Here is a 14,878-nt window from a genome sequence, read left to right as displayed (position 1 = left end):
TTACGTGAAAGTGATGCCGTGCTAAGGGTGCGTGAGGACGATGCAGTTTGAAGAGCGCGATGCCGAAGACCGAAGACACCAAGACCACCCGAGAAACCTACCACCACGGAAATCTGGTCGAAGCGCTGATCGCCGCGGCCATCGCGATCGTGGAGGAAAAGGGCGTCGACAATCTTTCGGTGCGCGAGGTCGCGAAAAAGGCGGGCGTTTCGCCGGGCGCTCCGTTTCGTCACTTCAGCAGCAAGGGTGCATTGCTGACGGCTGTGGCCGAGCAGGCGATCCATCGCCTTGCTGGATCGGTAGAGCAGGCGTTGTCGACGCTGGCTGAAGACGATCCGATGGAGCAGCTACGTGCTGTGGGAATAGGTTATCTCGACTGGGCCCGACTGAACCCGACGCATTTCCAGATCATCAGTTCGCGGACGCTGATCGATTTTCACGGCTCGGAAACGCTGGTGGCGGTGAACGAGGCATTGCGGCAACGGCTTGAGGATATCGTTGGGCGGGCCAAGGACGACGGGCGGATGAAAGCGTCGCTCGATACCGACGACGTCATGCTTTCGGCGCGGGCCTTCGCCTATGGGTTGGCGCGGATGTATATCGACGGGCATTTTCCGGAATGGAAGGTTTCCCGCACGCCGGAAGACGCAATGCGCCGGGCTCTCGATCTGTTTATCGAGGGGCTTCGCGCATCGCCGCCGGACGCCAGGCGATGACGCCTTCGGTACGGGCGCGCACCTCCGGAGGGGCGAGGCAAGTAGCGACCGCTTCGTAACCCGGAGCGCCCGGATAGGGAGCGACTTTCGTCGGTGGGCTGTGGTTGGCGGGGCAGAACAGGATGGTCTCGTCGGGTCCGACAAGCGCGAGGTCGAGGATCGCCGACGAACGGGTCAGCATGAAGAGCGGCCTTTGGGCAGGCGCCCGATAACGCAGATAGGCGATGAGTGCTTCCTGGGTTGCCCGATCGAGCCCCTGTTCGATCATATCGATCACCAGAACATCATGGGCATCTGTTTCCAGTGCGGCGAGAAGAACGGCAAGGTCGGGGGAGGGCGCGGCCCCCTCATCGGCGAGCCAGGCGAGCGCCAGATCGACACGAGTTTTCAAGCCCACGTCGGCGGCAAGCCGGCGGTGCAGGTCGGAAGCATCGTCATCGCTCCGGTCCAGCCCGAGAAAGACCGCACCGGGCAGGTGCAACGCAATCTCCCTGGCAAGTCTGGTCTTGCCGCTGCCGAGCGGACCTATGATGTAATTGAGACGCTTGATATCGCGCAGCTCGAACCGTTCACCGCCCCAGGGCCAGGGCAGGTCGAAGGTCACGACGGGATCACGCGCCGGCTGCGCCAGCCGCATCAGGCTTTCGGTTCCCGGCAGGCGACCATCGGCAAGCTCGGTTCTGAGGGTCCGCACCCGCTCGATCGTCTCGGTGACGCGGCGCGCCTCGATCTGCAGCCTCGCTTGGTGTGCTGCGAGCACGGGCTCCAGATCCTGCGGTTCGCCTTTCAGGACGCGGGCCACCTGTGCAAGGCTGAGGCCCAGGGCTCTCAAGGCCGCAATTTCGGCGACGCGGGTCATCTCGACGGGACCATAGGTGCGCCAGCCTGCCGTCGTGCGGACGGGCGTGACAAGCCCGCGCTGTTCATAGAGTCGGAGCGCCTTCTGGGATATCCCGAGCCGTTCGGAGGCCTCGGAGGGGCTCAGATATTGTGCGGATGTCATCAAGAATCACCTCGCCGGTTGTGGACCGCACCTCTATCGGGGCGGCCCCAGGGGCCAGGTCAATAGCGATCGGTACATGAGGACGGGAGTTTTGTTGGCCTTCCGATGCGATCCACGGTCGGCACCGGTCTTAAGCCGAGCGGACCATGGCGGGAGGGAATGACATCGGTCCGGCATTCTGCCAGTTCTGTGCGAAGGCAACGAAGTCCGCCGACGACATAGGCTTCGCGAATGCGTAACCCTGAAGGATCTGGCAACCCAGCCCGCGCAGTATCTCGATATGGGCCGCCGTCTCGACGCCTTCCGCGACGATCTCGATGCCTTGAGAGCGGCCGATTTCGATGATCGATGCCACGAGCTGCCGCTGAGAACCCGACTCCAGGGGCGCAATGAGCTTTCGGTCGATCTTCAGCCTCTTCGGGCCGAGTTCGAGCAGGCTGACGATGGATGCGTGGCCCGTCCCGAAGTCGTCGATCTCGATGTCTATTCCCAAGGCTTTCAGGCTGAGGATGGCGGCTTTCAGTTCCTTGTCCTGATCCTCGAAGGAAATCGATTCCAGAAGTTCGAAGGAGAGCGTACCCGGCGTGAACGACAGTTCCGCCAGACGCTTGAAGAGCCGCTCGTCCTTCAGTCTCTGGGCGGAAATATTCACCGACAGATGCGGAACGTCGATGCCGAGGGTTCGCCAACGCGTCGTCTGAAAGAGCGCCCGATCGAGAATGGTCGCGTCCATGTCCGCGGCCTTGTGCAGGTTCTCGGCGATATGGAGGAATTTGTCCGGCGTCAGCAGGCCGCGGGTCGGGTGCTGCCAGCGGGCGAGCGCCTCGACGCCGACGATCGCCAGCGAGTGTGCATCGAACTGCGGCTGGAAGTAGGGAATGATCTGGTCCTGCTCGAGCGCGCTCAGGAATTCGTCGGAGAGCCGCTTTGTCAGCACGGCGGCGGCGCGCAGCTTCTCGGAGAACAGCTCGACCCGGTTGCGGCCCAGCTTTTTCGCCTCATAGAGCGCGATGTCGGCATTGATCAATAGCTGGCCGAGTTCTTCGCCGGCCTTCGTCTGGCAGGCGATGCCTGCGCTGCAGCCGATCCGACATTGGTGCTCGCCGATATCGATCGGCCTTGAAAGCGCGGTCACGATCGATTGCGCAAGATGGTTTGCCCGCGCAAGCGGTTCTGCCCCGCCGGTAATCACGACGAATTCATCGCCGCCGATCCGGGACGCGAATTCGTCGTGTCCGATCAACTGGAGAAGGCGGGCCGTGGCTTCCTTGAGGACGGCATCGCCGGCCGCATGGCCGAAGGTATCGTTGACCTCCTTGAAGCGGTCGAGATCGATATGGATGAAGGCAAGCTTGTGATCATCCTGGCTGGCAGTTTCCTCGGCGGCCATGAATTGATCGAGGAACCGGCGGTTCGGCAGGCCAGTCAGGGCATCGTGCAGAGACTGATGCTCGAGCGTCCGTCTCGCCGATCGTAGTTCCGCGTTCTGCCGCTCGGCCTGAGCCTTTGCTTCCCGCAGTTCGGCATTCATCGTCACGTCGATGGTGACGTCCCAGTTGGCGCCGACGACCCGCTTGATGCCGCTCGCAGCAACATAGGTGGCGCCATTGGCGCGGATATGGCGGATATTTCCGTCACGCCGCACGACACGGAATTCGAGTTCGTGGCTTTTATCCTCGCGGATCGACCTGAGGAGCTGTTCGTCGAGGGCCTGAATGTCATCCGGATGGACGGCGTCGCGCCAGTCGTGATGTCCGCAGGTCGTTTTGTCCTGCGGCACATCGTAAAGCTCGCGCATGCGCTGGTCCCAGATCAGCGTTTCGGACGAAGGCTCGTATTCCCAGACGCCGACGCCGGACGCCTCGAGGGCCAGTTCCAGCCGCTGGGAAAGGGCTTCGAGCTGCTCCTCGCGCTGTTGCAGGGTAAGCATGTTGCGATGGCGCTGCTTCATCAGCAGGCCGGCCCAGATCAGCGGTCCGGCGATGCAAAGCGCGACCAGAAACGCGGTAATGCGGAAGCTGACGATATCCGGCGGCGAGCCTTGCCATCCTTCTTTAGGCACGCCGGCCAGATACCAGGTATCGTGGCCGAGCTCGAACCGCGTCTTGACCGGGTCCTGCGAGAACACGTCCCGGTTCCCGAGAAACACATCCTGCTCGCCGGGAATGGGACGCCTCGCTATGGCTATGTCGAGGCTCTGGCGGGACGTGTTGACGTTGCTGTCGGTATAAAGCCTGTTGAGATCGATGACAGCCGAGACGACACCCCAGAAACGCCCATTGGCCAGCGAGAAGACGGGATAGCGCGCGATCAAGCCTTGGCCGCCCTGGACGAGATTGACCGGGCCGGTGATGACCAGGCTCCGCCTTTGGATCGCCGTCATCACCGAATCCCGTTGCTGCTCATTGGTCCGGTAGTCGAGGCCGATCGCTTTTTTGTTCGCGTCTTCAGGATAGACGAATTTCACGACGAGATCAGGCGCCGCCGCGATGTTCCGGAGCTGGGACGGGACCCCGAAAATGCGCTCGGACAACGCGGAAAACTGCGGCTGCGCCATGTTCGGGTTTGCGGCGACCGCTGCGATCAATCCGTAAATCAGGTTGACGTTGCCGCGGACATTGGTCTCCAGGCTCGCTGCGACGCGTGCGAGCTGTTCTGCCGCCTTGACCTGTTGTGTGCTCCGGAACTGTTCACGCTTCTCGATGTCTGCCCGCACCACCATTATCACTACGGCGGTGACGGCTACAATGGCTGGAAAGAAGTAGCCGAGCCCGTAAAACCGGGGTTTGAGCCATTTCGATTTTGGAGCGAGCGACAGTGGGATCATGAGTATTTCCAAGAGGAATTCAAACTGTTGCTCATAAACTTTAAGATTGCCTAATGTGCGAGAAGGAGGATTTGGCTGAAGATTTTGGTACCTCCCGCTCTGCCAAGGTGAGCGTCCGGTATCAGGCGGAGTTGATCCGGTTCCTGCCGGCGCGCTTGGAGTGATAGAGCCCGTCGTCCGCCCGCTTCAGAGCCGCGTCGGAAGACGCATCGAGGGCAGAAAAATCGCTCAGGCCGCCGCTGATCGTCACCTTGTATCCGACTGCACGCTGGAGATCCGACGCAACCTGCTGGCGAAGCCTGTTGGCGATCATCATGCCGTGCTCCTTGCGGGTGGCCGGCATCACGATCACGAATTCATCGCCGCCGAGGCGCGCCACGAAATCCGTCTTGCGCAGTTCCTGACGACAGACATTGGCGGTTGCCTGCAAAACCGTATCGCCCACCGCATGGCCCAGCTGATCGTTAACCATCTTGAAATTGTCGATGTCGAACATCAGCACCGATGTGGGGATATGTTCATCGCGGAAGAGCTCGAATTTCAGCTGAAGGACGTCGAGCAGTTTTCTGCGATTGAAAAGCCCGGTGAGGGCATCGGTTTCGCTCTGGTGGCGCAGCTGGTTCTCGATCGCGTTCTTTTCGGTGATGTTGCTTGCCACCCAGACGACCGCATCCTCGTCGCCCACCTGGAAGTCCAGAGCCTGTACGCGTCCCTCGAACCAGATCGGATGGTCCGGTCCGGCCGATTCCATTCCCAGGATATCGCGAGCCGAAAGGCTGTATTCGACGATATGCAGGGAGCGCGAAGCCAGCGCCTTGTCGATCTCGCGGATAAAGCGATTGGCCTTTTCGAAGCTCAGGACATCGTGGACATTCTTGCCGACGAGCCCGCTGCCATCATGGTAGTAGCGGGTGTCCTTGCCGCCGAACAATGCAGCGTAACGGCCGCTGCGCGTCAGGATGAAACAGGGGTCCGGCATGGCCGACAGGATGAAGTAGAGCTGCTCACGCGGAAAGAGCGTCTGAGTTCCGACATCAATCTCTGCAAGGCGACCTGGCAATGCCGTCATGGATAGTCTCTAAGGTTCTCGTTGGCCCGTTTCTCCAGTGGAGCAGTGGGAGAGGACATACAAAGACAAGGCTACAGCCAAGTTCCTTCGAAATTATCAACGCATGCGAATATTCGCACTAACGATAAGACGGGTTGATTTGCCGGCGCCGGACGCTCCGGCCGGGCGGATGGATTCCCTCCGGGGTTTGCTTGTCGCCGTACCTTTTTGCCGCCAACGAACCTTGCCTCAGCGGCGGCAGTGATGCTCCATGTCGACTTTCGAGGTCACGAGTCCCGCCGGCATGCTCAAGGATTTTTCCATCTCCGCCCTGATGATGGGGCTGCTGACTGCTTTTGTCGGCTTCATCAGTTCGTTCGCCGTGATCATGCAGGGGCTGCAGGCCATGGGCGCCAGCGGACCGGAGATAGCCTCGGCGCTGCTTGCGCAATCGGTCGCGATGGGCGTGCTGGCGATCGTCTTCTCTTCCTGGTTCCGCATGCCAATCAGTATCGCCTGGTCGACACCGGGTGCTGCGCTCCTGTCCGGCATCAGCGCCATCGAGGGCGGCTTTCCCGCCGTCGTCGGGGCGTTCGTGGTGTGCGGTGTCCTGATCATCCTTTCAGGCCTGTTCCGCCCGCTCGGCCGCGCGATCCGGATGATCCCGGCGCCACTCGCCAACGCGATGCTCGCCGGTATTTTGCTGAGCCTCTGCCTTGCGCCGGTGAAGGCCGTTGCGTTCAACCCGGCGCTCGGCCTGCCGATCGTCCTGACCTGGATGGTGGTGGTTTCCCGCTGGCGGCTCTGGGCCGTGCCCGCCGCTCTTGGTGCGCTCGTGCTGGTGTTGGTCTTCGGGGTCGAGCTGCCGCCGGATGTCTTTGCTCAGATCGGTGCGGCGATCCACCCGGACCTCACCTTCATCGACCCCGTCTTTACCTGGCATGGCATCGTCTCCGTGGCGGTGCCGCTCTTCATCGTCACCATGGCGTCCCAGAACATACCGGGCATGGCGATCCTCAAGGTGCACCATTACGAGCCGCCGCCGGGCGTGCTCTTCGCCGGCACGGGCATATTTTCGATTCTGGGTGGATTGGTCGGCGGCGTGCCGGTCAACATGGCTGCGATCACCGCTGCCATGTGTGCCAGTGAAGATGCCAACCCCGATCCGAAGAAGCGTTACTGGGCGGCGATCATCGGCGGCTTGGGTTATATCGGGCTGGGTTTGGCAGCCGGGGGAATCATAGCCTTCGTGTCGCTTGCGCCGCCGATCCTTTTGCAGGCGGTGGCGGGTCTTGGGCTGATCGCGGCTTTTTCGAGCGCCGCTTTCGCCGCTTACAAGGAGCCCGATACGCGCGAGGCGGCGGCAATCACCTTCCTCGTCACTGCTTCCGGCACCTCGTTCGCCGGCATTTCCGGTGCTTTCTGGGGCCTTGTGGCAGGCGGCGTGATGATGGGGCTGCGGCATTTCCTGCATGCGGCGAAAAGATGAGCGGGGACTTGCCTCGCTTTTCGGCTGCGGTTATACATCCCGACATGACCATGACAGGCGCAATCATGTCCAACCGTTTGCTGACCCGCCGCACCGCGGCCGGGGCGACGGCTTTTGCGCTTTCCTCGCTTCTTAGCCTCGACCTTACGCGCGGTTGCCGGGTCCGTTGAGGAGCGCCCGGCGGCCGAAAGCCTGCCGGCGTAAGAGCTCCTCTCACGAACATTCAAGACATCGGCAACAATAGACCCTAAGGGTCCGCATCGACGGCTTTTTCCCGGAACGGGCGCCGCAGCGACGCGTGAAGCGAGAAGAGAGTTCAAATCATGGACGCCAAGACGCACTCCGTAAAACAAGGCATGCCGGAAGCAGCGGTGAAATACCGTCCCTATCCGGCGATCAACATTCCCGATCGGACCTGGCCTTCCAGGACAATTTCCAAGGCGCCGATCTGGTGTTCCGTCGACCTGCGCGACGGTAACCAGTCGCTGGTCAACCCGATGGGCCACGACCGCAAGGCGCGCATGTTCAAGCTGTTGCTGGATATGGGCTTCAAGGAGATCGAAATCGGTTTTCCGTCCGCATCCCAGACGGATTTCGACTTCGCACGCTGGTGTGTGGAACAGGGCGGGGTGCCGGCGGATGTTTCGCTGCAGGTGCTGGTTCAGTGCCGCCCGGAGCTGATCACCCGCACCTTCGAGGCGCTGGAGGGCGCGCACAAGCCAATCATCCATTTCTACAATTCGACCTCTGAACTGCAGCGCCGCGTGGTATTCGGCAAGGATGTGGCCGGCATCAAGCAGATCGCGGTCGATGCCGCCAAGATGATCACGGAGATGGCGGAAAAGGCAGGAGGCGGTTATCGCTTCGAATATTCGCCGGAGAGCTTTACCGGGACCGAACTGGAGGTCGCGCTCGAGATTTCGAACGCCATCATCGACATCATCAAGCCGACGGCCGACAACAAGCTGATCCTGAACCTGCCGTCCACCGTCGAGATGGCGACGCCGAACATCTATGCCGACCAGATCGAATGGATGTGCCGCAATATCGACAACCGCGAGAATGTCATCGTTTCGCTGCATCCCCACAACGACCGGGGCACGGGTATCGCCGCAACCGAACTCGCTCTGATGGCTGGCGCCGACCGGGTGGAAGGCACGCTGTTCGGCAACGGAGAGCGCACCGGCAATGTGGATATCGTCACCCTGGCGCTCAACATGTATACCCAGGGCGTGGATCCGGAACTGGACTGCTCGGACATCGAGCGGATCAAGGCCGTCTACGAATATTCCAACGAGATGAAGATCCCCGAGCGCCATCCTTACGTCGGCGAGTTGGTCTATACCGCTTTCTCCGGCTCGCATCAGGACGCGATCAACAAGGGCATGAAGGCGATCAGGCAAGCCAACCATCCTGTCTGGGAAGTGCCCTATCTGCCGATCGACCCGCGCGACGTCGGCCGTTCCTACGAGGCGATCATCCGGATCAACTCCCAGTCGGGGAAGGGCGGCATCGCCTATATCCTGCAGGAGGATTACGGTCTCAATCTGCCGCGCAATCTGCAGGTCGAATTCCGGGAGGATATCCAGCGCATCACCGACGAAGAGGGCGTGGAGCTTCCGTCGAAACGGATCTATGAGCGCTTCATCGAGCGATATGTGGAACAGCCCGAGGCACGGCTGAAATTCGTCGATCACCACACCTATCCGGCTGGCACCGACCACAAGGGCGTGCGCGTAGTTGCCGCCGAGATCACCGACGGCGGCGAGATCAAGCGCATCGAGGGCAAGGGCACCGGCCCCATCGACGGCTTCATCAACGCACTCTCCACCTATCTCGGCATCGAGCTGTCGGTGAACGACTATTCCGAACATTCGCTGCAGCATGGTTCGAATGCATCGGCGATCGCCTATGTGGAGATGGAGCATCCGGGCGGAAAACTGTTCGGCGCCGGCATCAACAAGAACATCGTTGCAGCCTCGCTCGAAGCGATCGTATCGGCGGCAAACCGGGTGCTCGAAGCCAGGGGCTGAGCGGCACTAGCGGGATCACCTGTCCTTGCTCTATTGGCGGCTGACTGTCGTTGTAGGCATGCTCTTGAGTTCGGCTTGAGGGCGCGGCATGCTCCTTCTTCCCGCGCGCGGGAAGAAGGAGCGGCAGGTAAGCGGCTGGTGATTGAGGTTGACGGTAGCCAGCATGCCGACAGCGAGTACGATCGTCAGCGTGATCGATACATGAATGCGGAAGGATGGTCCCGTCCGTTTCTGGAATGTCGATGGTCTGATCGAAATGGGCCGGTAATTGAGACCATTGTGGCTATTTTCGATGGTCGATTGACGGGCGCTTTAGACGCTCACGACCTCAGATTTGTTCCTGGACGAGTTGATTGCCCCTCACCCCAACCCTCTCCCCGCATGCGGGAAGAGGGGACTTGCCGTGTGCCACGGTCTCCAAACGGAAGCGATGGTCGCATCCTCAAATTGCAACCAAGCAGGGAGCACCATGCTGGCCGTTCTTTTGTGCTTCATCTACCCATAAGAGTAGGCTTCCGCAGCATCGCACCCGTCCGAAGCAGGCTGGCGATCTAGATCAACCCCGCCGCCTTGGCGGCGATATCGTCGAGATCTGCTGCGGAGGAGGGGCCGATGACCATGTAGGTCGCAAGCGGGGTCACCCAGGTGACGATTCCCGTTTCGTTGCGGATTTCTTCGAGCGAGCGATTGCCCGCGGGCCGCGTCTTGGTGAAGGTGATGGCGATCACGTCGCCGTCCGCGTCGCCTTCAATGCGCCGGTAAAGAAGCTGCGCGACCGGCGTGCCGCCGGCCGTGAACATACGCGCTCCCTGAAAGACGAGACTGCTGCCTTGAAGATCAGGAATGCGGAAGCTTATTCCGGTATTGGTCGTCAGCCATTCGAGGATGTCGGCGGGTCTTTCGGCCGGGATTTCTGCGAGATGAGTGGTCTGGCGCGCATAAAACCGGTACTGGGCGATGATATCGTCCAGCCAATCGCGGTCGGCCTGCGCCGGAGCGGCGATGGCGACGCGCTCCTGGAGCGCCGTCGGACGGCTGCCCAGCATATAGCCGATTGCGCCGCCAAGCACGAAGAGGGAGAGGCAGGCGATGAAGGTCTGCATGCCCGACGGCTTCAGCAAAAAGCCGGGACGCGGGGCCTGCGGCAGGCGAACGGCCCGCCGCGGCAGCGGCGCGTTCTTGATGGAACGGACGAGATCGAGCGGAACGGGTTCCTTCAGCATATCGTCGAACGCCCGTCGCCCGACTTCCGAGCCATGCCGCAGCGCATCGTGCAATGCCCGGGCCTGAGGATCGTTCACCAGCAGTTCTTCGACGTCGTGCCAATCGCCGTCGCCGGCCTGTGCGTTGACATAGGCGGAAAGCCGCAATTCGAGCGGTGATGGCTGCGAGGCGCTCACCGTCACGCCCTCCGCTCGCTCGTCATGGCGTTGGCCGACGCAAGACCGAGGCGGGCCGCACAGAGGCGGGTTGCGAGCTGATCGGCCTGAATGCCCAGGATGGCTGCGGCTTCCTGACAGGTGAAGCCTTCCACATCGGTCAGCAGGAAAGCGGCGGCAAGCCCCTCCGGCATCGCGAGCACGGCATTTCCCGCCTTCTTCCTTTCGGACGCCGAGCCGATATCCGTCCCGGCTGGCTCAGCCTTCCTGCGCTTCCTGGCTTCGTCCGACCAGGTCGTGCGCATGATGCTGAAAAGCCAGTTTTCGAGCCGTCCTTCACCCTTCCAATGGTGGCTCTTCTGGATCGCCCTGACGGCCGAGCCCCGCACCAGCAGATCGGCATCCGACGCATCGCCCGTGAGCGTCAGCGCAAAGCGACGCAGGCGTGGCAGGAGGGCGACGAGATCGCGCCTAATGTCGGTCGATGGGCTCGGTTGGCTCATAGGGAGAGAGCGGCTTTGCTGCTGTTGATATGTCGGTGATGACTGTGTCTGACACTAGCTATGACGGGAATGTGGCGATTCCGCAACAATCCCGACATTGATTCTACAACATTCTCGCGGCTTCCGGGATCGAAACGGCCGGTGGCATCTCGCCATAGAGCAGCCGGCTGTTGTCGAGACCGACGCCGTCTCCGTTCTCGGTGAGGCTGTAGCGTTCGCAGAGAAGGTTCCAGGCGCCGGGTTCTCCGGAAAGGGTGAACAGGTTGTAGGCGGCTCGCGGCTTGTGCCCGCCAGGCCCCTGCGAGGCAGAGGCTATGCCGAGGACGGGAACCTGGCCGTGATGGCTCCTCAGCCAATAGAGCGTGTTGAGGTGGGTGTGCCCGTGCAGCACCAGTTCGGCGCCGCCGGTCGAGATCGCGGCGGCAAAGCGGCGGATGCCGATCATTCTTTTGTGCGAAGACGCTGCGCCATGGATCGGGGGGTGATGGATCAGCACGACGCGGAACAAACCCTCTTCGCCGGCCTTTTTCAGGAGGTTCACCGTCTCGCGGGCCTGCCTGGGGCTGTAATAGCCGGAAGCGGAGAACGGCGGCGTCGCATTGGATGTCGAGCAGCCGATGATCGCAATCGGCCCGCGGCGGCGATAGGTCGGGAAAACGTGGTCGTGCTCCGGCCAGATTTTCGGGTCGTCGTCACTGGCGATGAAAGGATACCATGCGGCCACCGACTTATCATGGGCGCCCGGAACATAGGCGTCGTGATTGCCCGGCACGACCGTCGTCTCCAGCGGGTCTCCGATCGTCTGCAGCCATTCGGCAGCCAGCCTTATCTCGATGCCGGTCGCAAGATTGACCAGATCTCCGGTCAGGACCAGATGGTCCGGCTCGCGCGACTTCAAATCACTCAAAAGCAGGTCGAGCGTGTTGACGAAAAGGTGCTTGCGGCGATTGCGGTGCCAATTGACAAATCCCGTGATGCGCTTCGAAAAGAGTTCGCGAAGCGTCAGTTTCGGCAGCGGGCCCAAGTGGATATCGGAAATATGCGCGAATTTGAACATGCCGCAGACATAACGCATAAGCCGGCAAATCGTTATCGATTTTCTGGCCGCTCCCGGAGTTATGAATGAACAGCGAAGACATCCCGGAAATCCGCGGTTTTCGAACACGCGCAATGGTCTGGCTGTTGCACCAGTTCTTCATCGTGAGACGCGGCATGACGCTCGGCGTGCGCGCGGCCTGCTTCGATGCCGAAGGCCGCATCTTCCTGGTTCGCCATACCTATGTTCCCGGCTGGTACATGCCGGGTGGAGGCATGGAACGGCACGAGACTGCCCGCGCCGCACTCACGAAGGAGTTGAGGGAAGAGGGTAATCTGGAAATCCTTGGCGAACCGCAGCTCGTCCACGTCTACTATAACCGCAACGCCAGCAAGCGCGACCATGTGCTCTTCTATCGGCTGACCGTGGAGCAGACGGCGCCACGGGCTGCCGATCGGGAGATTGCCGAGAGCGGATTTTTCGCATTGGATGAGTTGCCGAAGGATACGACAACCGCGACGCGGAGACGGCTCAAGGAACTGAGCGGCGACGTCGAGACATCGGATTTCTGGTGAGGCCTGCTAGCCGGTTGACCGCCTAAAATTCCGCTTGATCCAAAAGCTCGCGGCGCCTCAGTCTTCGAGTTTCGCGAAACATCCCTCGGCTTGCGCTGATGCCCGGTTTGCGATGTCCGCGCCGGCGGAAAATGCCTTGTTCAACCGGATACGCTGCCCTTCAGCCCAAGAGCGGGCGTAAACTTCATAGCGAAACTCGCGTTCGCTTTCGGCGCCTTGTTCGACAAGCCGCACGACCCAATTCTGCTCTCTTGGAAATACTGAAACTTCATTGCGCATGGCTACCTCCCTTCAGTCGGGGGAGAAGCAAGTACTGCCCGACCCGTGATTTCCCGTCTCCTTTTCATAGCCCTTTTGGCTTACAAAGTCGATCGAAATATTTCGTGGGATATATCGATTGTGATGCGTGGCGACAGCGGCGGGCACAGCAATACCGATCAGGCCGCCGTCTTCAGTTTCTCTCTTCCGTGGGGGGCGTCGAGATCGATCGCCGGACCGACAGGGACTATGCCGGTTGGATTGATCGTCCGGTGGCTGCCGTAATAATGGTTCTTGATGTGCAGGAGATTGCATGTCTCGGCAATGCCCGGATGCTGGTAGAGATCACGCAGGTAGCCGGACAGGTTCGGGTAGTCGGCGATGCGGCGGATATTGCATTTGAAGTGGCCGACATAGACGGGATCGAAGCGGAAAAGCGTGGTGAAGAGCCGCCAATCGGCCTCGGTCAGCCTGTCGCCGAAGAGATAGCGGCTGCCGGCGAGGCGCTTTTCCAGCATATCCAGGGTGTCGAAAAGACGGGTAACGGCCGGTTCATAGGCTTCCTGGGAGGTGGCGAAGCCCGCCTTGTAGACGCCGTTGTTGACGGTGTCGTAGACGACCGCGTTCAACTCGTCGATCTCGCCGCGCAGCGCTTCCGGATAAAAATCCGACGCCGAGCCGGTCAGCCCGTCGAAGGCACCGTTGAACATCCGGATGATTTCCGCGCTCTCGTTGGAGACGATCGTGTTCTCACGCTTGTCCCAGAGGACCGGCACGGTGACGCGGCCGGTATAGCTGGGATCGGCCTTCAGGTAGATCTGGTAGAGATAGTTCGAGCCGAAAAGCTCGTCGCCGGTGGCGCCGTCGCGTTTCTTGAACTCCCAGCCGTTCTCCAGCATCAGATAATCGACAACGGAGACCGAGATCAGGTCTTCGAGCTTCTTCAGCTTGCGGAAGATCAGTGTGCGATGCGCCCAGGGGCAAGCGTAGGAAACGTAGAGATGGTAGCGGCCGGCCTCTGCCTTGAACCCACTCTTGCCGGAGGAGCCGGCGGAGCCATCCGCGGTCACCCAGTTGCGGAACTGCGATTCGGCGCGCTTGAAATGGCCCTTGTTTTCCTTGGTGTCGGAGCCGACATCCTGCCATTTTCCATCGACGAGCCTGCCCACGGTGATCTCCTTCGCTTGTCCATTGGCTGAATAGATACGGTAGCGTGCGCCGAATACGAGGCATGATTTTATGAACGCTGTGTTTTTGCGTTGGACGCGGCAAATTTTTCCTGCTAATTCGCTTCCCGGATTTTAAGGATAATTCCCTCTATGACCGAAGTACGGGCACTGCGACGACGCTGATTATCGACCAAGACGCCACGCGGCGTCATCGAAATCCCTTGTCCTGTCCGCTCTTTATCCTACGGCTTCGGTCCATCCATGTCTCAGCTCGAATTTCTGCATAAGCACGAACTTGTCTACCTCACCGAAGACGCGTCGCATGACGACGTCATCGAACTCATCAATGCGGAAGCCTTCGGGCCCGGCCGCCACACCCGCGCTGCCGCCCGCATTCGGGAGCAGGGGCCGCATGACCGGTCGTTGTCCTTCGTCTGTACCGATGACGGCGAGACGATCGCCTCGGTCCGGATGACCCCGGTTCTTGCCGGCGGCGTAAAGGGACATCTGCTCGGACCGCTTGCCGTACGGCCGTCGCATAAAAATCGCGGCATCGGCCGCGAGCTCGTCCGGATCGCCATCGAGGCCGCAAAGCAGAGAGGGTCGGAAGCGGTGATCCTGGTCGGTGATCCGCCATATTACGGCCCGCTCGGTTTCGAGAAGGTCGCGTATAACGCGCTCGAATTTCCAGGCCCGGTCGATCCGAACCGGGTTCTGGTCGTACCCGTTTCGGCAGATGTGCATGCGCGTCTCAAGGGAACGATCGTCTGGCGCGAATAGCCCAAGTCCGCTAATCAACCTTACCATTGGCCGGCAATGATTTGTCGGCATGATTCGTCAAC

At 60.9% G+C, this 14,878-nt stretch carries 14 protein-coding genes; 6 read left to right on the top strand and 8 right to left on the bottom strand.

Going from position 1 to position 14,878, the window contains the following annotated elements; genetic code table 11:
- The first annotated feature begins 59 nt into the window (after window positions 1-59).
- Window positions 60-716 (top strand): TetR/AcrR family transcriptional regulator, encoded by a 657-nt coding sequence (locus tag C5L13_RS15455; RefSeq protein WP_105384172.1) that lies wholly within the window; start codon window positions 60-62, stop codon window positions 714-716.
- Here C5L13_RS15455 and C5L13_RS15450 read toward each other — a convergent pair.
- From C5L13_RS15450 to C5L13_RS15440, 3 genes are all read right to left on the bottom strand, one after another.
- Complete coding sequence (locus C5L13_RS15450) at window positions 673-1,719, bottom strand: MerR family transcriptional regulator (protein ID WP_245571281.1); 1,047 nt, start codon at window positions 1,717-1,719, stop codon at window positions 673-675. The two genes, C5L13_RS15455 and C5L13_RS15450, sit on opposite strands and share 44 nt — an antisense overlap.
- A 130-nt stretch (window positions 1,720-1,849) precedes the next feature.
- Window positions 1,850-4,546: a bifunctional diguanylate cyclase/phosphodiesterase gene (locus C5L13_RS15445; protein ID WP_105384170.1), complete on the bottom strand. Its 2,697-nt coding sequence runs from the start codon at window positions 4,544-4,546 to the stop codon at window positions 1,850-1,852.
- A gap of 121 nt (window positions 4,547-4,667) precedes the next feature.
- Window positions 4,668-5,615 (bottom strand): GGDEF domain-containing protein, encoded by a 948-nt coding sequence (locus C5L13_RS15440; protein ID WP_105384169.1) that lies wholly within the window; start codon window positions 5,613-5,615, stop codon window positions 4,668-4,670.
- A gap of 283 nt (window positions 5,616-5,898) precedes the next feature.
- Here C5L13_RS15440 and C5L13_RS15435 point away from each other — a divergent pair, with 283 nt between their 5' ends.
- From C5L13_RS15435 to C5L13_RS29620, 3 genes are all read left to right on the top strand, one after another.
- Window positions 5,899-7,083, top strand: a complete 1,185-nt coding sequence (locus C5L13_RS15435) for a benzoate/H(+) symporter BenE family transporter (RefSeq protein ID WP_105384325.1) — start codon at window positions 5,899-5,901, stop codon at window positions 7,081-7,083.
- 323 nt (window positions 7,084-7,406) lie between these two features.
- Entirely contained in the window at window positions 7,407-9,116 is a 1,710-nt protein-coding gene (gene leuA, locus C5L13_RS15430) for a 2-isopropylmalate synthase (RefSeq protein WP_105384168.1), read from the top strand.
- Between the two features lie 138 nt (window positions 9,117-9,254).
- Entirely contained in the window at window positions 9,255-9,671 is a 417-nt protein-coding gene (locus tag C5L13_RS29620) for a hypothetical protein (protein ID WP_158693454.1), read from the top strand.
- Here the strand turns inward: C5L13_RS29620 and C5L13_RS15420 are convergent.
- The 3 genes from C5L13_RS15420 to C5L13_RS15410 all read right to left on the bottom strand — a co-directional run bounded on the left by C5L13_RS15420 (window position 9,668) and on the right by C5L13_RS15410 (window position 12,055).
- Window positions 9,668-10,516 carry an anti-sigma factor family protein gene (locus C5L13_RS15420; protein ID WP_105384166.1) on the bottom strand — a complete coding sequence of 283 codons (849 nt, stop codon included), beginning with the start codon at window positions 10,514-10,516 and terminating at the stop codon, window positions 9,668-9,670. The genes C5L13_RS29620 and C5L13_RS15420 overlap by 4 nt on opposite strands.
- Window positions 10,517-10,518: 2 nt before the next feature.
- A complete protein-coding gene (locus C5L13_RS15415; RefSeq protein WP_105384165.1) occupies window positions 10,519-10,998 on the bottom strand; it encodes an RNA polymerase sigma factor in 480 nt (159 codons plus the stop codon).
- 103 nt (window positions 10,999-11,101) lie between these two features.
- The gene (locus C5L13_RS15410; RefSeq protein ID WP_105384324.1) at window positions 11,102-12,055 is read right to left on the bottom strand and encodes a metallophosphoesterase family protein; all 954 of its coding nucleotides are present in this window, start codon (window positions 12,053-12,055) and stop codon (window positions 11,102-11,104) included.
- Window positions 12,056-12,120: 65 nt separating this feature from the next.
- Here C5L13_RS15410 and C5L13_RS15405 point away from each other — a divergent pair, with 65 nt between their 5' ends.
- Window positions 12,121-12,609: an NUDIX domain-containing protein gene (locus tag C5L13_RS15405; protein ID WP_105384164.1), complete on the top strand. Its 489-nt coding sequence runs from the start codon at window positions 12,121-12,123 to the stop codon at window positions 12,607-12,609.
- Between the two features lie 57 nt (window positions 12,610-12,666).
- On the opposite strand, the gene C5L13_RS15400 is transcribed toward C5L13_RS15405, so the two are convergent.
- On the bottom strand, window positions 12,667-12,888 hold the full coding sequence (locus C5L13_RS15400) for a hypothetical protein (protein WP_105384163.1): 222 nt from the start codon (window positions 12,886-12,888) through the stop codon (window positions 12,667-12,669).
- A 158-nt stretch (window positions 12,889-13,046) separates the two neighbouring features.
- Entirely contained in the window at window positions 13,047-14,036 is a 990-nt protein-coding gene (locus tag C5L13_RS15395; protein WP_105384162.1) for a glutathione S-transferase family protein, read from the bottom strand.
- 261 nt (window positions 14,037-14,297) lie between these two features.
- Here C5L13_RS15395 and C5L13_RS15390 point away from each other — a divergent pair, with 261 nt between their 5' ends.
- Complete coding sequence (locus C5L13_RS15390; RefSeq protein ID WP_205836840.1) at window positions 14,298-14,816, top strand: GNAT family N-acetyltransferase; 519 nt, start codon at window positions 14,298-14,300, stop codon at window positions 14,814-14,816.
- The last annotated feature ends 62 nt before the right edge of the window (window positions 14,817-14,878 follow it).

The sequence above is a fragment of the Neorhizobium alkalisoli genome (assembly GCF_002968635.1).
Lineage (GTDB): Bacteria > Pseudomonadota > Alphaproteobacteria > Rhizobiales > Rhizobiaceae > Neorhizobium > Neorhizobium alkalisoli.
Note: the sequence above shows the minus strand (reverse complement) of the source record. Positions and strands in the feature narration are given on the sequence as shown.